The following is a 20,357-nucleotide window of genomic DNA, read 5'->3' on the forward strand; positions in this document are numbered from 1 at the left end:
GGCAATTTCGGAATTTAGCGGATCAAAAGGATAAGGGATGAAACAGACAGAACGCTCAGTATCTTCGTTGCAAAGTTACGATGTCGTGGTGGTTGGCTCGGGTGCTGGAGCCATGTCATCGGCTATTGTTGCTGCTGACCAAGGTTTATCGGTGGTAGTTATCGAAAAAACAGACAAGTTTGGGGGGACATCGGCGCTTTCTGGCGGTGGTATTTGGATCCCAAATAACGACCATTTTAAAGCCAAAGGTGGTCAAGATAGTTATCAACTCGCGATGACGTATTTGCAAGCGTCTACTCAAGGTGATGTCGATAAGAAAAAGCTCGATGCCTACTTAGATAATGCGCCGAAAATGATCCGCTACTTAGAAACCCATACTCCGGTTTCTTATGCTGTTGCTGAAAAATATCCGGATTACTACCCACATTTAGATGGGGCATTGCCAGGTGGCCGAACCCTAGATCCAGAGCTGTTTGATACTTCATGTTTGGGAGACGAAATTGACCATTTGCGTCAAGCTTCTCGTTCCACGTTACTGATGGGAAAAATTGCTTGGACCGCAAGAGACGCGCACAAAGCCATGGCGCGAGAGCGAGGTTGGCGTTGGTTACTCTTACGTCGAATGTTGCGTTATCAATTTGATTTTCGCCAACGTAAAAAAGGTAAACGAGATCGCTTCGCTGGTCTTGGTAGCTCCTTGGTAGCATCATTACGAAAAGGTATGCAAGATCGCGAAATTCCTTTGCTGCTTAATACCGCGTTAACCGATTTAATGGTTGCTCACGGTCGGGTTATTGGTATAGAAGCGAATCAGAATGGACAGCCCATTGTTATTCGTTCGAATAAGGCGGTGATACTGGCAAGCGGTGGTTTTGAGCAAAACCAAGCGTTACGTGAAAAATACCTTGCCCAGCCCACTCAAAAATCATGGAGTGCCACTCCGAAAGATGCGAATTCTGGCGCAGCGCTTGAAGCCGGCATGCGACAAGGTGCTGCAACAGACTTGCTAGATTGGTGTTGGTGGTCGCCTACGTTTTCAGTTCCTCGTGAAAATGAATCTCGAGGGGTATTTGCTGAGCGAGCATTCCCTGGTGCGATAGTGGTAAATGGCTTAGGTAAGCGCTTTTATAACGAAGCGGCCCCGTATTTGGAATTTGGCAAAGCGATGTATCAAGACCATCAGCAAACCGGTGGAAAGAACATTCCTGCTTGGGTCATTTTTGATGCGAAGTTCCGATTCAACTATGCGATGGGCCCTTTGATGCCCGCACAAATTATGCCTGATAGCCGATTGCCGAAAGATTGGCATGAAAACTTGTATTGGAAAGCGGACTCATTAGAGGAGTTAGCGCAACAGATTGATATCGATGCTGTTGGGTTAAAACAGACGGTTCAAAGAGTAAATAAATTCTCTCAGACTGGAGTGGATAGTGATTTTGGACGAGGTGGAAACGTATTCGATCGCTACTACGGTGATATGAATATTAAGCCCAATCCATGCCTTGCCCCTATCGATAAAGGTCCGTATTACGCAATGAAACTTCAAGCCGGCGATATTGGAACAAAAGGTGGTTTAGTTACCGATGAAAATGCTTGTGTGTTACGTGATGACAAGACACGGATTGAGGGACTATTCGCGATTGGGAACTGCTCTGCCTCAGTTATGGGTAAAAGTTACCCGGGGGCGGGATCGACATTAGGCCCGGCGATGACGTTCGGGTATATCGCTGCTCGTTATATTGCAGAAATGAAAACGAAATCGGAACTGTCTGAGCATCAACGTACGGTTGCATAACGCATGTGAGTGAGAAAAAGAGAAATAACATGGATAAGTTAGCCATTGAGCTTCAGGCCGATACGATCCCAAGTATCGTGGTTGAAGCTGCATCTAAATATGCGGAAATAACCGCAATTCGTGATGGTAAAGAAAGCCTCTCCTATGCAGAGTTACCTAGCAAAACGTTTGAAGTCGCAAAAGGATTGATGAGTTTGGGGGTCGAAAAAGGTGATCGCGTTGCGATTTGGGCTCCCAACTCACTGCGTTGGATTTTAGCCGCCATTGGATTGCAAATGGCGGGGGCAGTTTTAGTCCCCCTCAATACACGAATGAAAGCATTAGAAGCCAAAGCGATCATCGAGAGAAGTGGCGCAAGGGTATTATTGTGTGTCGGTGACTTTCTTTCAAAAGATTATGCGTACGAAATACAACAATCTGCACCTACGTGCCTTGAAAAAATCGTTGTCATGAGTTCAAGGGTAGCGCCGCTCAAGCCCCAAATGCTTGATTGGGGGGACATGATATTTCGAGGTGGTGCTACATCAGAATCACAATTACTCGAACGCTTGGCTGATCTTAAACCGAGTGACGCATCAGACTTGATGTTTACTTCTGGTACAACGGGTAAACCAAAAGGAGTGGTCAGCGTTCACCGTGCTTGTATTCAAGCTTTTCGAGAGTACGTTCGCGTGTTGAAACTTAAACCAGGCGAGCGTTACCTAGTAATCAACCCATTTTTTCATACATTTGGCTATAAGGCGGGGTGGGTTGCTGGATTACTGGCCGGAACGACGATTTTGCCTGAGCAAGTCTTTGATGCCGATACCGTATTACACCGAATTGAATCCGAGCGTATCAATATTCTTCCGGGCCCGCCAACGCTGTATTTGTCGCTGTTGGCGCATCCAACGTTAGAGCATAGAGACTTATCAAGTTTGCGCGTTGCTGTTACTGGGGCATCAACCATACCTCCGGTTCTGATTGAATCCATGAGAAATACATTAGGCATAGAAACGGTCACCACTGCCTATGGGCTGACAGAATGCGGTGGTCTAGCGACAATGTGCGACCCGACATCATCAGCGGATGTGATTGCTCAGACGAGTGGATCTGCCATTGATGGCACAGAGGTAGCGATTTTTGATCAAGATGGAAATGCATTACCTAAAGGCCAATCAGGGGAAGTCTGTATTCGCGGGTTTCATGTGATGAAAGCGTATTTTGAAGACCCTAAGGCAACCGCTGATACGATAGACGATAACCATTGGCTGCATACCGGTGATATCGGGGAACTTGATGCCGATGGCAACCTTAAGATTACAGGACGCATAAAAGACATGTTCATAGTTGGCGGATTTAACTGCTATCCAGCTGAAATTGAAGCGGCACTGGCTGAGAATCAGCAAATTGAGCAATCTGCCGTGATAGGCGTTCCGGATGAACGAATGGGTGAGGTTGGTTGTGCTTACATCGTGGTGAAAAATGGCTGCACGTTAGACGAGGCTGAAGTGATCCGTTGGTCGAGAGAGAGGATGTCGAATTATAAAGTCCCTCGTTACGTCCGATTTGTTGACAGCTTGCCGGTTAACGCTTCGAACAAAGTACTCAAAAATGAGTTGGTTCAACAGTTTAATCCTAATGCTTAGCTAGGCATTAAAAACATTCATACCATGCAGACTGTAACGCATTTGGTGCTTTCCTACAGGATAGGCCCTGCATAATTTAACGCGATATCTGGGTTTCTCCTCTTTTAATTATCTAACTGATCACCGAACTGGTGAGGAGGACTTATGACGTATTCACATCAGCCAGCACAAGGCGATACTCAACCTAAGCGCGATCTACCACTTGGTAATAAAGTCGCGTTTGTTACCGGTGGAGGTAGTGGTATTGGTGCAGCGACGGCCGAATACCTAGCAACACAAGGAGCAAAAGTCATTATTTGTGGTCGATCAGCGGAGCCATTGAATCAAGTAGTCAATCGTATTCAAAATAACGGTGGACAAGCACAAGCCAAGGTTTGCGATGTCAGCTCTGAGCAAGCCATCGTGGAAGCGCTAGAGGGTGTGGCAAGTGAATATGGCCGGCTGGATATCTTGGTAAACAATGCAATGGCTTTCACTTGGGGAGCGATTGAGGAGATGACTACTGAAGACTGGCATGCGAACTTCACTACATCGGTTGATGGTACATTTTGGGCGACCCGCAGCGCGATGAAACTCATGAAAGAGCGCGGAGGTTCGATCATAAACCTATCCTCTATTTGCGGCGAGCTAGGGACTGCCTATATGTCGGGTTATAGCGCATCGAAAGCCGCGGTGATTAATTTCTCCCGAGCCGCTGCTGTAGAGGGCGCGCCTTTTGGTATTCGTGTGAATTGTGTGATGCCGTCAGTGGTTGAAACTCCTGCTACACAAGGAATGCTGTCTGATGACGAGGCGAAACGTAAAACGGAGCGACTTATCCCAATGGGCCGAGTTGGACAACCTCATGAACTGGCGGCTGCGATCGGCTTTTTGGCCAGTGACGAGTCAAGCTATATCACAGGGGTTAACTTACCCGTCGATGGCGGCCGAGCGGCTGCGTTGATTACAGCACTCGATTAGGAGGTGCTCAATGACAACGCAATTTAGTGAAGATACGTTGATGAATGCTCCATCTGATCACACAGTAAGTTTATTCAATCCGATATCACTTGGTGATATTCCAATCAAAAACCGAATAGTCATGGCACCAATGACACGCAATAGAGCGAGCTCAAATGGCACGCCAACTTCGATGATGGTTAAGTATTATGCGGAACGTGCAAGTGCAGGTTTGATCGTGGCAGAAGGGACCTGGCCCACCGTTACAGGGCAAGCCTATTGTCGCCAACCGGGTATTGAAACGTCAGAGCATATTGAAGCTTGGCAAAAGGTGACCGATGCGGTACATCAACAAGGTGGAAAGATCGTTCTGCAAATCATGCACTCTGGCCGGATTGGAAGCCGTTACATCAAACCAAAAGGGACGGAAACGGTAGCCCCATCTGCGATTCAAGCGGATGGCTCTGTCTATACTGACTCTGCTGGTATGCAGGCCTTTGATGTACCTAGAGCACTGTCGACACAAGAGGTCAAAGTGGTCATTGAAGAACACCGTCAAGCGGCGGAAAATGCCAAATTGGCTGGATTTGACGGCGTTGAGCTGCATTGCACCAGTGGTTATCTCCCAATGCAGTTTTTGTGCAGCAGTACCAACACGCGCACTGATGAATATGGGGGTGCGGCTGACAACCGGATTCGTTTTGCTGTTGAGTGCATGCAGGCCATGACGGAGGTGTTTCCCAATCGAGTGGGTTTGAGGATCAATCCGGGCAATCAATATAACGATACGCAGGATAGCAACCCAGTAGAAAGTCATATCAAGTTATTGCAAGCAAGTCGTCATTTGGCCCTAGCGTATGTTCATGTTATGCGGGCACCAACAGCAGAAATTGACGCATTTGCGTTAGTAAAAGAGCATTTTTCTGGCGCGATTATCCTTAATGATGGATTTGATGCTGCATCAGCAAAGAGCGCTATTCAAAACCGTGTGGGAGACGCTGTCTCGTTTGCCCGTCACTTTATTGCCAATCCTGATTTTGTTACGCGCACCCAGAATAATCATGAGTTGGCGAAGTTTGATCGTGGAACTTTATATACCGCGGGTGAAAAAGGCTATATCGACTATCCGCGGGCAGACCATCGCAAATCATCAGTTATCAAATAGAAAGGGAGTATCAATATGAAACATCAAGGAAAAGTGGTATGGGTTACTGGCGCTGGTCAAGGGATTGGACAGGCAGTAGTAAAGCAGTTTGCACAGCAAGGGGCAAAAGTAGCCGCGATTGATATTAACGAGTCTGCCGCGTGTGCTACTGCTGAGGTTTGGGGTGGTAACGTGATTGGTATTGGTTGTGACGTTTCTGATAGCAGTTCCGTTCGAGATGCAATGGTAACCGTTGCTCGAACATTCGGAAAGGTTGATATTATGGTCAACTGCGCAGGAGTAGGTTCTGTTGATGCCTTTATCGATACTCCTGATGAGAATTGGCAAAAAGTAATTGGTGTGAACTTAACGGGGACGTTTGTTTGCTGTCGTGAGGGTGCCAAAGTGATGCTTGAGCAAGGGAAAGGTAGCATCATCAACGTGGCAAGTACGGCGGCGATGACTGGCGAGGGACCAAGCCATTATTGTGCATCTAAAGCTGGCGTGATGGGGTTAACTCGCAGTATCGCACGAGAGCTTGCTCCAAACGGTATTCGAGTCAATACCATCGTACCTGGGCCGACGAATACACCAATGATGGCTGATATTCCTGATGAATGGACTAAGGCAATGGTTGATGCGATCCCTCTCGGTCGAATGGGTGAGAGTGAAGACATTGCAAAAGTTGCCAGCTTCTTGGCCAGTGATGATGCTGCATTTGTTACCGGACAGAACATCGCTGTGAATGGTGGAATGGCGTTTATATAGAGGGTTGGTCATGACGCAATTAAACATCACGCTCGAGCAACGACTGGACCGACTCGAGTCCACTGAAGCCATTCGCCAGTTAGCAGGGAAATACGCACTCTCACTAGATATGCGCGATCTCGATGCCCATGTTGGATTGTTTGCTGAAGATATTCGAGTTGGCAGAAATAAGGTTGGAAGAGCACATTTAAAAGCTTGGGTTGATCAAACGTTACGCGACCAGTTTACCGGCACTTCGCATCATATTGGTCAACACATAATTGAGTTTATCGATGAAGACCACGCCATTGGTGTGGTCTACTCTAAAAATGAACACGAGACCGGTCCTGAATGGGTCACAATGCAAATGCTCTATTGGGATGACTATGAGCGTGTTAATGGAGAGTGGTTCTTCCGTCGTCGTTTGCCTTGTTATTGGTACGCAAGCGATCTTAATCGGCCACCAATTGGAAATATGAAAATGCGTTGGCCTGGCCGCGAACCTTACAATGGTACGTTTCATGATCTGTTTCCCACCTGGGAGTCATTTTGGCGTACTAGACCTCAAGATGGCGAATTGCCTCAGGTTGCAACTCCCGCGCCAGTGGATCAGTTTCTTTTAACGATGCGTCGCGATACACCTGCGCCTAAGATTCGCGTGCGCTAGTCTAACTTTTATTTGACCTATTTGTTCTCGATCTGTCTGGAAAACATCGTCTAATAAAGATTAGAAAGATCAAAGTCGTAAAAGCCCAAAAAACAGACGAGTAAAAGAGTCTAGAAAGGGAGAAAAAGTACGTTTCAGCTTTACCACTGTAAGAGAGGAAATTAAACGGGTAACCAATGATTCTTTCGGTGGTAAAGAATGAGCTAAATTGAAGACAGACCGCAGCTGAAAACAAACAGATTTTTGCGACAAGACGTTTGTGATATTGAGTAAAACTTAGCATGTCGAAGTAAATCCCCTCAGGTTTTTAACAATGTAACAGGTAAGCGAATGGTAATGGACAAACAAAGCACGATTCTGTGTTACTCCTACTAGCGTCGTCCCTGATCCATTATCATTAGCTACTTTGCCTAGGATTTCGTGGTGCGGGCGTGCTTCGTCGTAGGCAGAGTCCAAAGCATAATAATTAAGAATAGCCTTATACATTAGGGTTATTATGGTATTGAATTCAAAGGTCTAGCAAGCACTAGGCCTTTTTCATATATATTAATGATGTCAAAGGAAATCAAGGTGCGAGCATTATTACCTATAAGATTCAGTTGCTGATGTCATGATTGCTTTCTAATTATTTCTTGAATCAATATCTCAATGTTGAATTATTAGGTATTGCGTGTTGTAAGTGTGGTTATATTATCGCTGAGCTCCCGTTCGAGTAGGCTCTATCTAAAGAAGAGTGTTCGTAAAGGCTTCAGATTAATACGTCTAGGAAATAATCGTTGTCTTATCTTTTTTAATCCGTTTTTAAGTTATTGAATTTTAAATCATAATTTAATGGACATTCTGTTTGGATAGTCTCTTAATCCCCCAATTCTCAGTAATAAAAAATGAAAAAACTCATACTTGCATCTATGATCGCAACAGCTCTAACGGGTTGTGGCGGTGGTTCTGATGACCAGTCTGCTTCCGCTGATAAACCAGTGATTAATGACATTCCTAAGCTGGAAGCTCAAGTTCAAAATCCAGATAGTGATGTATTTACGTATTCCATTGATGCGTTTTCCGCAAATGGTGAAGATTTGGTGTTTGGTTTGGAAGAAATCGAACACTCATGGATCAGCATAAACCCAAGAACGGGCGTGATCTCTGTGGACCTCAATCACGCGGTTGCGGGTAGCTACACGTTTGTTGTAACTGCCAGTGATAGCAACGGTACACAAAAGCAGAGTGTGACGCTAGAAATTGCAACGTTCGAGGTTGACCCAAGTAATCCTGCCCCTGTTGTTGCTGATATTCCCACCATCAATGCTCGCACGAATGTCCTATCTACATTCTCAATTGAAGCGATTGATACAGAACCAATGTCATTCTCTCTTCATGGCACGGAATCAAATCCGCTACCTGAGTTTGTTTCTATTGATCATAAAACGGGTTTAATCACGGTTGATGCACACAGTGGTTCGCAAGACACTTATGAGTTTATGGCTAAAGTGTCTGATGGTAATCGAGCCGTAGAAAAACCAGTGACTTTAGTGGTTACATTTTACGCGGATCCAGAAAGCCCTGACTTCCAAAACACCGTGCCTTCAGTGAAAGCCATTGATCCTATTATTGTGAAAACGGGTAAAACCGCATCATCTCAAATTTATGCCAATGACGCAGATGGTCATTTCTTATCTTACGTTTTAGCGTCGGATGCTCCGGAATGGGTTTCACTGGATCAAGATGGTGTCATCATTGCTAAACCGAGTGATGAACATGTGGGCAATTACAGCTTTAACGCGATCATTAGTGATGGCTTTGTTGATGTGAATCGCTCAGTTTCTGTGTCGGTTACAAGTTCGACACCGCCAGTAACAAATACACCGCCAAGTGTCTCTTACTTTGATGATGTTCACGCCAAACCAAATAAAAAGACGATCATACGCGTGAACGCGGCTGATCCAGACGGGGATAGTCTAACATTTTCTTTATCCGAGAATCCGGATTGGGTGACGATCAATAACTCAGGTGTCATCTCTGTAAAACCGACCACAAGCGATCAGGGTAAGCACTCATTTAACGTGACCGTTTCTGATGGTACTTATAACGTAGACCGTGAAATTGCAGTACGTGTTTTCGATTCTGCCAACCATGTCGATCAAGCGGTTGTTTCTGAGGATCATACTCTAGCAACAGAAGCGCAACTGCTTGAGCGTGCAAAAGAGATCATTCTTGAAAAAACGGTGGAGAAAGAAGCTTTATTAACTCGACTGTTCACAGGTGTTGATAGTATCGATTGGATCCCATCACACGATTCACAAATTATCACAGGTTTCTCATCGATTAATGACTCAACGGTAATCTTGCAATCGAACTCAAATCAAAGTGGTGGAGAATCAAATGCGACCCTTGCTGTGGCAGGCACCAAACCAAACGGTCAAAACTATGTAATTTTCGGCGGCAATCCGTTCGGCGTTCATGGTTCTGGTGATATTGATATTTACCTTAAGAATGTGATTAATTGGCTAATAGGTGAAAGCAAAAGCACTCTGAATGTCATGGCGGTAAACCAACCAAACAGCGGTTATTTTTATCACCATAACAATACGAAAACGTGGCTAGAAAATAATTACCCTGAAAATCACACACTCAACGATTACCGTGCTTGTGAGTATGAAAATATCAAAGCGTGCGCGATGGAAAGTCGTCCTGATTTCGTGATCCTTGGCTCTGATGATAGTGCTGGCCGTGGATACGAAGGCATCAAAGCGTCAATGGAGTACCTAGAACAGCAAAAAATTCCATTTATTTTGGTCTCCCATTTGCGCCATGCGTCCGCTTTAATTAACCCTATTCTGATTGAATCTGGTGTCACAACAGATACTAACTATTGGTCTAAAGTCACCTTGGCTGGAGCAAATAAAGATAATATCTCCGCACTCACTGATCAGCGCCTTGATGTTGTCCAAGACTTCATTAACGATGAGTATGACATGAGCGCAGTTGATGCTTGTGGCTCTAACTATATTGTTTGTGACACTGCACCGTTCTGGTCAGCATTTAGAACCAGCGCTGATGCGCTACGTAACGATATTTTATTTTTCGATAAGTTCAACATTGATCCATTCAGTGTTGACGGCTCAGAACTCGCGAAAACAATATTGCTACTTGCTGATAAATATCGCTCCGAGATTGATTATCCGATTTCATTTAGTGAGCCGGAAGAGTGGTACCACGCGATGTTCGCAGATTGGATGGTATCTTACTCACGACCGAATAACCTCGCACAGTCAGACCTAGGTGAATACATTCACAAGGGCGATCCTGTGAAAGGCGATCTTGCGCATTACGCATACCCAGAAACCACCACGAAAACCAAAAACATCAGTGTGCCTTATGCAAACCAATGGACCGGAACAGGTTGGTATGCATTACCATCTCAACCTGTAACGTTGACGCGTACGGGAGCGGATACTCATGATGTCTTTGTTAAGTTGTACTACGCTCGTCCTAATACCAATCGAGCATTTGAAACGAATTCATATAATCGTCCATTGGAATTAACCACTCAGCGTTTAACGATTCCACCACAAGGTTCTGTGACATTCTCGACGCCTTATGGTGCGCCTATTTACTTGCACATTAATGGTGAAGGTGAAAGTGAACTCACAACCAACATCACGGCGAGCGGGATCACTGAGCATCCATTTATTGATGACTTCACAAGCGAAGAGCAGATTGCTCAATTCGAACAGTTAGTCAACACGACCGATCTTCCTCATGTCGATTTGAAATCTCCATCGTATGAGCAACATGCACGAAAAGATAAGTTAGGTGAAGGCGATGTGCGTCAGTTACTAACGATGCTGCGTGATGAGCACATTAATGGAATCTACTCATTGGCAGGTTTTAAAGTACAAGGCCAAAGTTTAGATCAGTCCACCGACCAAGATGCGATGGCAATTTGTAAAACGAAAATGGGGGTAGAGGATTGTACCGACGAAACGCTGCATGTTCGTAAGATTATCCAACACGCGAACTATGACCGCCACGCGCAATGTGGTGTAGGTTGCTCAGGAAACCCATGGGATTCTGCTTACAATATTAGCCCTAGAGGTTGGTTAGATGGGCACGAACTTGGTCATAACCTGCAAACTGGTCGTTTGCGTGTAGGTTATGCAACAGAAGAAAATCGAAATCTGTGGAACCAATACAGTGATCGTGCTGGTGAGAACTCAAACAATATTTTCCCTTATTATGTGATGTGGAATGGCCACGCGGTTGTTGATGGCGAAACAACGCCATTAAATGATGGCCACATGAACGGAAAAGAAACGTTCTTTGCCCTTCAATCTGATTATTCAAACGTGACGGACGCTGATGGCAACCGTGTGGTTTATACCCCTACTTGCGGCATTTTAGATGCGGGGAAAACGTCACGCCATGAAGCAATTTGGTCTAATGGTGGCTATGCGGCCATCAATGGCATTCGCATGTCTTTCTATACTCAGATGGCACTGCAAATGCATGGGAAATCACTTGCTGACGATTCAGTGTTAGAAAGCGGATGGGGTATTTACCCAATGCTTTACTTGCACGAGCGTATTTACGGCAAATATGCAAAAGATGAAGCAACGTGGAACGCAAACCGCGAACGTTTAGGCTTTGCTATGTTTGATTGGAGTAATTCACACGGAACCATGAATGGTATTCAAGGTAACGATTTTATGTTGGTGTCGCTGTCGTATTTGACGGGCATGGACTGGAATTCCTACTTTGAAATGTATGGTCTACGCAACTCTGATACCGCCAAAGCACAAGCGCGCGCTCATGGTGTAAAAGGCTTGGTTCCGGTAGGCATGTATGTTCACGAACAAGATTTACCGCCTGTGAATATGTCAGCAGGTATGACCTGGTTGCCACTTGGTGAAGCTGACACAGTTTGGACGCGTGATAACAGCACTCCAGCGACGTGCCCATAATTAACTGATTATGAATTAATAGCGGCTTTCTTGCTAAAGCCGCTTTTTGCTCAAAGACAATTCTTCATCTCCCCTCTCTTTTGTAGTTGTTTAGGCCTATCGGGATTGCGCCAACAACCATTTTCCCTCTTACTTACGCCGATGAACCACAGTGTTTCTAACACTATAAAAAAGCCTTGTGTTTTGTGATTTAGTCCGGTTTGACGATGGACGGCCTTTAAACCTGTGTTCGAATGAATCCAATAGGAATGGATTGCTTTATGAATATAGGAGATTGGGTGATGAGTCAGATCCCAGAATACGTCAAAGGTCACGGGTTATTGAAAAATAAATCCGTGTTGATCACAGCGGCAGCAGGCGCAGGGATCGGATTTTCTGCTGCGCAGCGTGCATTAGAAGAAGGATGTCGTGCACTGATGATTTCAGACATCCATCCAGGTCGACTCGATCAAGCTATTACAACACTGCAAGACCAACATCCTAATACACCTGTCTATGGCCAGATGTGCAACGTTACAAACCAGGCAGAAGTGGATGTGCTAATCGAACAAGCAGACAGCAAACTAAGTGGTATTGATGTCCTCATTAATAATGCTGGGCTAGGTGGTCAAAAGTCCGTGGTGGAAATGAGTGACGAAGAATGGACTCTCGTACTTGATGTCACCCTTACTGGTACTTTCCGCATGACGAGAGCGGTATTGCCTTACATGCAACAACGTAAAAAAGGCGTGATTGTTAATAATGCGTCGGTTCTTGGTTGGCGAGCGCAAAAAGAGCAGGCGCATTATGCGGCAGCAAAAGCAGGCGTGATGGCTTTGACTCGCTGTAGCGCATTAGAAGCTGCTGAACATGGCATTCGCATTAATGCCGTATCCCCTTCGATTGCTTTACATGAATTTCTTAAAAAAGCCTCCTCTAAAGAGCTTCTTGATCAACTTGCAAGTCGTGAAGCTTTTGGACGTGCAGCGGAGGTTTGGGAAGTGGCTAATGTCATGATGTTTTTAGCGAGCGACTATGCCTCATACATGACAGGTGAAGTGGTGCCTGTCAGTTCACAACGCGCTTAATGGAGAATCACAATGGCTAATGTAACTATCACTAACCCAGAGCAATTACTGGATCTAGAGGGAAAAACGTTGGGCACGACGGCTTGGCTGACCGTCTCTCAGCAGCGCATTAATTTGTTCGCTGAGGCAACAAATGACCATCAGTGGATTCATGTTGATGAAGAAAAAGCAGCCCAAGGGCCTTTTGGTGCCTGCATTGCACATGGTTACCTGACGCTGTCGCTGGCGAGCGATTTTCTGTTTCAACTCATCGATATTCAAAATTTAGCGATGGGCGTGAATTATGGTTGTAACAAGATCCGCTTCCCTGCGCCCGTTCCTGTAGGTAGCCAAATTCGTGGACGCGGTGATGTGATCAGCGTAGAGCAGATCGGTGAAGCATATCAAGCCGTCATTCGAATCACGATCGAAATTGAAGGTTCAGAGCGTCCAGGTTGTGTAGTGGATACCATCAGTCGTTATTCATTCAAATAAGGTCAAGGAGTAGACAATGAAAAAAGCGGTTATTGTTTCGGCGGCTCGTACCGCATTGGCGAAATCATTCCGAGGCAGTTTTAATGACACCGAAGCCCCAGTTCTTGGTGGTGCTGTGGTGAAGGAAGTGGTTGAGCGCGCTCAGATTGATCCAAGTTTGGTGGAGGACGTTATTATGGGCGCTGCGGTTCAACAAGGAACGCAGGGCTATAACATAGGTCGTCTTTGCGCGTACACCGCTGGTCTGCCTCAATCGGTGCCTGGCATGGCAATCGACAGGATGTGCGCATCTGGCCTGATGACCATCAGCGTAGCGGCGAACAACATCATGACGGGTGACATGGAAGTGGTCGTAGCCGGTGGTGTCGAGTCATTATCACTCACTCAAACCAAGCATAAAAACAGCTACCGAGCACGCTCAGAAGCTGTTATTGAACAAGTGCCATCAGCTTACATTCCGATGATAGAGACCGCAGAAATTGTTGCCGAACGCTATGACATCTCTCGCCAGCAGCAAGATGAGTATGCTCTGCAAAGTCAACAACGCACGGCTGCCGCACAAGAAGCCGGCTTGTTTGATGATGAAATTGTCCCGCTTACAGTTAATAAACTCACATTTGATGAAAATCGTCAGCCAGCGGGTCACGTGGAAGTTCGTGCCGACAAAGATGAGTGTAATCGTCCGTCAACTAACTACGAAAGCTTAGCGAAGCTAAACCCTGTTTGGCGTGACGGTGATTATGTTAAAGAGGGCCAGCATATTACCGCGGGAAATGCCTCTCAGTTTGCTGATGGTGCGGCAGCCACACTGCTGATGAGCGAAGAGAAAGCCAAGCAGCATGGTCTCAATATCATGGGTGAGTTTAAAGGAATGGCGGTTGCTGGCTGTAAACCAGAAGAGATGGGTATTGGTCCTATATATGCAATTCCAAAGCTGCTTAACCGATTTGATTTAAAAGTGGATGATATCGGCTTGTGGGAAATCAACGAAGCGTTCGCCAGCCAAGTGATTTACTGTCGTGACAAGCTTGAGATTCCAAATGATCGCTTGAATGTCAATGGCGGCGCCATTTCTATTGGTCACCCGTTTGGTATGTCTGGCGCACGAATGGTTGGTCATGGCCTCCGTGAAGCGAAACGCCGAGGTGTTCGTTACCTTGTTGTTGCCATGTGTATTGGCGGCGGAATGGGTGCCGCAGCATTGTTTGAAGTGAACGATTAGGAGAGTCTACGTTGTCTATTCATGAGCCTACATGGTCAGACCGAAACTTCTCGTTATTGAATCTCTCGGTGACCGAACACATCTGTCAAATTACGCTCACCCGTTCTGCCAGTCTAAATGCATTTAATCACCAAATGCGTACCGAGTTAGCCGACGCTTTGACGCTTATTAATGATGACGCAAAAATTAGAACCGTGGTATTGCTGGCTGAAGGCCACTGTTTTTCTGCCGGAGCCGATTTGTCAGAACTGTCCAACGAATGTGATGACGTTCAGGTTCAATTGTTAGAAGAGTATGCGCCAATCTTCAATATGATTCGCCAGTCCGACAAAATATTTATAGCGGGTGTGCATGGTGTCGCTGCTGGCATTGGTGCGGCATTAGCGATGAGTTGCGACTTATTGGTGATGGCAGATAATGCCCAGTTATACCCGGCCTTTATGCAGCTAGGTTTGGTTCCGGATGGCGGCACCAGCTGGCACTTTATTAAGCAGCTAGGCTATCGAAAATCACTAGAGTTGTGCCTTGAAGCAAAAAGCATTGATGCTGAGATGTGCCTTAGTTTGGGCTTAACCAATAAAGTTGTAGCGCAGAGCGAATTAAAGCCATGTGCTGTAAGTTGGGCGGAAAAGCTTTCTAAGGGGCCTTCAATCGCTCAACGCCATGTTAAGCCGTTACTACAACAGGTTGATAAACTGACATTCGAGCAAGCATTTTCAATGGAAGCGGAGCTACAGCAGCAGTGTTTTACCAGTCAAGATTTTGAAGAAGGCTTGCTCGCCTTTTTCGAAAAACGTCAGCCAATATTTTCAAGGAAGTAGGCAAAAGGAGAGAGTAATGCGTGAATCAATGGAATTCGATGTTGTGATCGTTGGAGCGGGCCCATCCGGTTTAGCGTCTGCTTGTCGACTTATGCAACTGGCACAAGAAGCAGAAAAAGAACTGTCAGTCTGTGTGGTAGAAAAAGGGGCTGAAGTCGGCGCGCATATACTATCGGGTGCGATTGTTGAGCCTCGCGCTTTGGATGAGCTCTTCCCAAATTGGAAAGAAGACAATGCACCCCTTACTTGTGGTGTGACGCAAGACCAGGTCATGATTTTAAGAGACGAGGAAAAGAGTATTTCTTTACCTCATTTTGCCATTCCGAAACCAATGCATAACGACGGAAACTATATTGCCAGTTTGGGTAATGTGTGCCGTTGGTTGGCGCGCAAGGCGGAGGCGATGGGAGTAGAAATTTTCCCTGGTTTTTCTGCAAGTGAAGTTTTGTATCATGAAGATGGAACGGTTAAAGGGATTGCGACTGGCGACATGGGTGTAGATAAATCAGGTCAGCCCAAAGCTGGATTTATGATGGGCATGGAGCTGCATGCTAAGTACACCCTATTTAGTGAGGGTGTGCGTGGCCATTTAGGTAAACAAATTATTGAACACTTTGAGCTAAATAAAGCCTGTGACCCGCAACATTATGGTTTGGGGATCAAAGAGCAGTGGGAGATCCCTGCTGAAAAACATACACCGGGTTTAGTCGTGCATGGCTCGGGTTGGCCACTAGGCAGTGAAGCTTCGGGTGGTTTTTTCCTATATCACGGTGACAATAACCAAGTTTCTGTTGGTCTTATTGTTGATCTCAATTACCGCAACCCGTACCTGAACCCTTATGAAGAATTCCAGCGCTTAAAGCATCACCCAGACATTGCTGCTCATCTCGAAGGCGGTAAGCGATTGGCATACGGTGCTCGCGCGATCTCCAAAGGTGGCCTTAACTCATTACCTTCGATGGTCTTCCCTGGCGGAATGCTGATTGGTTGTAATGCTGGTACGCTGAATGTAGCAAAAATTAAAGGCACACATACCGCAATGAAGTCAGGTATGTTAGCAGCAGAAGCGGCATTTGACGCGTGTTTGAGCGGGCAGGCAATGACGGAGGCAGACTTCAATGACCGATTTAAAGCATCTTGGCTCTACGATGAATTGTACCGTAGCCGTAACTTTGGCCCAGCACTGCATAAGTTTGGTTTATGGGGCGGGGGAAGCTTTAATTATTTAGAGCAGAATGTACTCGGAGGTAACGCGCCAATTACGTTGCGAGATCGTGAGTATGATCATGCCAAACTGCAGCCTGCAGAGAAGTACGAGCCCATCGAATACCCTAAGCCCGACGGAGTGTTAAGCTTTGACAAAAACTCTTCGGTATTTATGTCCAATACTAATCATGAAGAAGATCAGCCTTGTCATTTACAGCTCGCTGACTCTGACATCATTCTCAAGACCAACTTGCCGGTCTTTGCTGAGCCGGCGCAACGCTATTGTCCTGCAGGGGTGTATGAAATGGTCGATGACGAACAGGGGCAGCGCCTGCAGATCAATGCGCAAAATTGCCTGCATTGTAAGACGTGTGATATCAAAGACCCATCACAGAATATTACCTGGGTTTCGCCAGAGGGTGGGGGCGGACCAAGCTATCAAAATATGTAAGTATCGACATTCCCAAGTAACGTTCGTGTAAAACTTTCACGGAGTTGCTTGGGGTTTAACGTCGTTCTATTTCAATGTCTTATAACTCTTACATTCATACGCATTGAGTTCGGCAACCTGAACACTATTTTTTCCTGTTTGTTTCACTTGATATAGTGCCTGATCCGCGTAGGTTAGTAGGTCTTTAATCGTGGCGTCAGAATTTCTAAGTGTAACTAAGCCAATGCTGACAGTGACATTATGTTCTAAAAAAGACTCTTCCACCGCATGACAGATTCTTGTTGCAGTCAAGACAGCTTCTTGCTGCTTTGTGTGAGGTAAAAGGATCGCGAACTCCTCTCCTCCAATACGGCCAAATAGGTCGCTTTTGCGTAGCGTTTGGGAGATTAGGGTGCTGAAAGTTTGAAGTACGAGATCTCCGGTACTGTGTCCATGGGAGTCGTTAACCAGTTTGAAGTCATCAATATCCAACATTAGGATACTCAGCGTTTCATTTTCTGAGTGATGTTGTTTTAACTGCATTTCAGCAAGCTGAAAGAAATATTGCCTGCTGTAGACCCCTGTTAAACTATCAAAATAGGCTAAGTGTTCTAACTCTCTCTCCCGTGTTTTTTGTGCCGTTATATCGCTTAAACTCCAAATGATGAATTTGGTTTTATGTTGGTGATTGCTCGCTGAAAGTTCAAGCCATTTATCAATGTCGTAACTTGATAATTTGACGTCGAGTGCCGGAAGTTCACCTTGATTAGTGGCGTTAAAGTGCTGCTCAATTTCTTCTTTAGACGACGGGCTAAACAATGAGAGGAAACAGTCACTCGGCTTAATGCTGCGGCCGAGTATATTTATTGCTTTTGAGTTCGCTCGGACGATAAGGAAATTATGGTCGGTAACAATTAGAGCAGAAGGACTATGATCAAAGATTGCTTTGAACATATCGTTATCTGTTGGTTTGTGTTTGTCGAACGGTGACATCGTCAAACAGTCCTTGTTGATAGATGTATTTTTATGCACTTAAAAGCATAGTAATAATCTTTGTATAACTCAAGGTGATGTTTCGATTTTTATTATTTCCACTGTCTATTTCTTTTTATTAAGTCCATCGTTTAAGTGTCGATATATTTTACACCTAGCTGAGTTGCCATTTCTCGAAATTTTCTATGCAATTGATTTTAAAGCTTATAAAAATTGATTTTCATCTGGTATGCATATTGCTTTGTTAGTAGGGAACATATTCAGTTGTTTTTAATATGTAGGGACGTAAGTTTTAACTTGAGGACAACAACATGAAGAAATTAGTTTCTGCTAGCATTGCTGTTGCATTACTCTCCAGTGCATCTGTTACGGCAGCTAGTCCGGGAGATGATCGTAAGCTATCCTTAGTTGGGGTAGATTTTTTGTATGACCCTAACGCAACCTATAATGAAATAGGCACAACTAGTGGGTCTAAAGCACTTTATGACACTAATGGTGATGGACTTAATGATGTAGATTCCGGTGAGGGTGTTGGTCAATCAATGACTTTCGCTACATTGCGAGATCATGACTCCCAAGCCGCAGGTGGTGATCTTAGCTTTGGCCTAAATGATTCGAAACAATCAGATGGGTCACCTGGTGCAGATGGCAAAGGGGATGCAACGTTTGGTGACTTAAGCTATGCAGATCGATTGTCAAGTATTACGGTGCAAAAGCGTGTTGATCCCAACGATCCTGAGTCAAGTTTTGGGGAAACAGTACTGGTTTATGATACCCAACCTTTAGCATTAGATTTTCGTATTGTTTTAGAGGAAAAAATCACGGGTGCGGGAACATATAATGTTATTGAACAATACAGTTTCTTTGACATCTTAACTCAAGATGGCGCGACTGATTGGGGGTTGGCTCTTGATACTTTGGATACAGGAGACGCGAAAGTAATCGTAAACGAATTGACAGGGCCCAATAACTTCGAGCTTACTCTAATTACAACGGGTATTGCCGGTGAAGTGTTTAATAATAGCGATGAAACAAATAACTTGCCTTGGGATAAAGTTGATGCCGATCAACCTATTACTTTTGGTTTTACATTCCAGGAGCAAATTATTTACGATTGGGATATGGTAAATACTGGATCCGGAGATGGTAATGTTATCTATACTAGAGTTCCAGAACCGAGTTCGTTAGGGTTGCTTGGTCTAGCTTTAGCCGGATTTGGTATCATGCAACGCCGTCGCAAACAAAAATAGTTGATGTAAAATTGGAGTAAAGCGCTCTGATTTTTGATCGTGAACATTTGTTCTTTGAAAAAACCACAAGCCATGCTTGTGGTTTTTTTCGCAGAGTGAGCTTGGTGCGAACTATTTAATAATTCGTTGTTAAATCAAAGAGAAATAATGGAAAGTCGACAAGAGCCAGTCCACAATTTTGGCAATAGTTATAGGTCTGGTTTCACTCTGGTCTATTAGTGGGACTGCACAAGTCATTTAATGCTGGAATTGAGCGCTTTTAAGTATTTCGCAGGGATGGCGTAGGTAATGGCACTCGGGTTGGACAACAAAGATTCTTTGGTCTTTTTGACAAGAACTTTGTTTATGATCGCAATGACTTGTCCCGTATTGGGATCATAGACAGGGCTACCACTGTTACCAGGGTAAGCGGTCGCATCAAGCTGATAAACACGGTATGAATTTTTTAATGCTTTCAACTGTTTGATTGACAGAGTTTTAGTGCTTTGGGCGGGAGTGGCGACGGGAGTAATACTTGAAATGATTCCGCGATGTGTCACAGGATTTAGTCCAAGTACAGCCCCAATAGGAAAACCAGTGAAAGCATATAGCTCCCCCTCTCTTACACGTTTTGAGGATATGGTCAAAGGTGGTAAAGGTGAACCTGAAAGACTTAGTATGGCAAGATCGTGGGTTTCGTCGACTGCAGCTATCGTCGCATTACGCATTTCTATATTGCTACCGTGACCAACGAAAACAACTAATCTGACCTTATTCTGCTTACTTATGTTTGCAGGAATAACGTGCGCATTAGTTGCAACGTGATTACCATTTCCAATGATAAAACCTGTACCAAGAATTTGTGATGTCGGTTTAGCCAGGCGATTATAAGTGCCAATAGCAATGATAGAGGGTTTAATCTTTGCTATCGTGTCTGGCAAGCTTGCGGCACTTACGGGAAATGCGATTGCTAACATCCAAAGCCAAGAGTGATAATAAATTCTGATTTTATTCATGCTCGGCCTTTTGCTTTC

15 protein-coding genes are annotated in these 20,357 nt (G+C 45.1%); 13 read left to right on the forward strand and 2 right to left on the reverse strand.

Annotation, left to right across the window (positions count from 1 at the left end; all coding sequences use genetic code 11):
- Positions 1-37 precede the first annotated feature (37 nt).
- The 12 genes from KHN78_RS21375 to KHN78_RS21430 all read left to right on the forward strand — a co-directional run bounded on the left by KHN78_RS21375 (position 38) and on the right by KHN78_RS21430 (position 17,122).
- The gene (locus KHN78_RS21375) at positions 38-1,795 is read left to right on the forward strand and encodes an FAD-dependent oxidoreductase (protein WP_210205308.1); all 1,758 of its coding nucleotides are present in this window, start codon (positions 38-40) and stop codon (positions 1,793-1,795) included.
- 29 nt (positions 1,796-1,824) lie between these two features.
- A complete protein-coding gene (locus KHN78_RS21380) occupies positions 1,825-3,423 on the forward strand; it encodes a FadD3 family acyl-CoA ligase (protein WP_210205402.1) in 1,599 nt (532 codons plus the stop codon).
- Positions 3,424-3,567: 144 nt separating this feature from the next.
- Positions 3,568-4,383 carry an SDR family NAD(P)-dependent oxidoreductase gene (locus KHN78_RS21385; protein WP_210205309.1) on the forward strand — a complete coding sequence of 272 codons (816 nt, stop codon included), beginning with the start codon at positions 3,568-3,570 and terminating at the stop codon, positions 4,381-4,383.
- 10 nt (positions 4,384-4,393) lie between these two features.
- Entirely contained in the window at positions 4,394-5,527 is a 1,134-nt protein-coding gene (locus tag KHN78_RS21390) for an alkene reductase (RefSeq protein WP_211919996.1), read from the forward strand.
- Between the two features lie 15 nt (positions 5,528-5,542).
- The gene (locus KHN78_RS21395; RefSeq protein ID WP_210205310.1) at positions 5,543-6,274 is read left to right on the forward strand and encodes an SDR family NAD(P)-dependent oxidoreductase; all 732 of its coding nucleotides are present in this window, start codon (positions 5,543-5,545) and stop codon (positions 6,272-6,274) included.
- Positions 6,275-6,284: 10 nt separating this feature from the next.
- Positions 6,285-6,920: a nuclear transport factor 2 family protein gene (locus KHN78_RS21400; protein ID WP_128813661.1), complete on the forward strand. Its 636-nt coding sequence runs from the start codon at positions 6,285-6,287 to the stop codon at positions 6,918-6,920.
- Between the two features lie 884 nt (positions 6,921-7,804).
- Positions 7,805-11,881, forward strand: a complete 4,077-nt coding sequence (locus KHN78_RS21405) for an ImpA family metalloprotease (protein WP_210205311.1) — start codon at positions 7,805-7,807, stop codon at positions 11,879-11,881.
- A 281-nt stretch (positions 11,882-12,162) separates the two neighbouring features.
- Positions 12,163-12,948 (forward strand): SDR family oxidoreductase, encoded by a 786-nt coding sequence (locus tag KHN78_RS21410; protein WP_210205404.1) that lies wholly within the window; start codon positions 12,163-12,165, stop codon positions 12,946-12,948.
- A 12-nt stretch (positions 12,949-12,960) separates the two neighbouring features.
- Entirely contained in the window at positions 12,961-13,422 is a 462-nt protein-coding gene (locus KHN78_RS21415) for a MaoC family dehydratase (RefSeq protein WP_210205312.1), read from the forward strand.
- 16 nt (positions 13,423-13,438) lie between these two features.
- The gene (locus KHN78_RS21420) at positions 13,439-14,644 is read left to right on the forward strand and encodes a thiolase family protein (protein ID WP_210205313.1); all 1,206 of its coding nucleotides are present in this window, start codon (positions 13,439-13,441) and stop codon (positions 14,642-14,644) included.
- An 11-nt stretch (positions 14,645-14,655) separates the two neighbouring features.
- A complete protein-coding gene (locus KHN78_RS21425) occupies positions 14,656-15,465 on the forward strand; it encodes an enoyl-CoA hydratase/isomerase family protein (RefSeq protein ID WP_210205314.1) in 810 nt (269 codons plus the stop codon).
- Between the two features lie 16 nt (positions 15,466-15,481).
- Positions 15,482-17,122: an electron transfer flavoprotein-ubiquinone oxidoreductase gene (locus KHN78_RS21430; RefSeq protein ID WP_210205315.1), complete on the forward strand. Its 1,641-nt coding sequence runs from the start codon at positions 15,482-15,484 to the stop codon at positions 17,120-17,122.
- Positions 17,123-17,188: 66 nt separating this feature from the next.
- Here the strand turns inward: KHN78_RS21430 and KHN78_RS21435 are convergent, their stop codons facing one another.
- Positions 17,189-18,094, reverse strand: coding sequence for a sensor domain-containing diguanylate cyclase (locus KHN78_RS21435; RefSeq protein WP_210205316.1), 906 nt, complete (start codon positions 18,092-18,094; stop codon positions 17,189-17,191).
- Between the two features lie 311 nt (positions 18,095-18,405).
- Here KHN78_RS21435 and KHN78_RS21440 point away from each other — a divergent pair, with 311 nt between their 5' ends.
- Positions 18,406-19,344 carry a PEP-CTERM sorting domain-containing protein gene (locus KHN78_RS21440; RefSeq protein ID WP_211919999.1) on the forward strand — a complete coding sequence of 313 codons (939 nt, stop codon included), beginning with the start codon at positions 18,406-18,408 and terminating at the stop codon, positions 19,342-19,344.
- 233 nt (positions 19,345-19,577) lie between these two features.
- Here KHN78_RS21440 and KHN78_RS21445 read toward each other — a convergent pair whose 3' ends face one another.
- Entirely contained in the window at positions 19,578-20,339 is a 762-nt protein-coding gene (locus KHN78_RS21445; protein WP_211920000.1) for a serine protease, read from the reverse strand.
- Positions 20,340-20,357: the final 18 nt, after the last annotated feature.

Source organism: Vibrio sp. B1REV9, assembly GCF_905175395.2.
Classification (GTDB): Bacteria; Pseudomonadota; Gammaproteobacteria; order Enterobacterales; family Vibrionaceae; genus Vibrio; species Vibrio alfacsensis.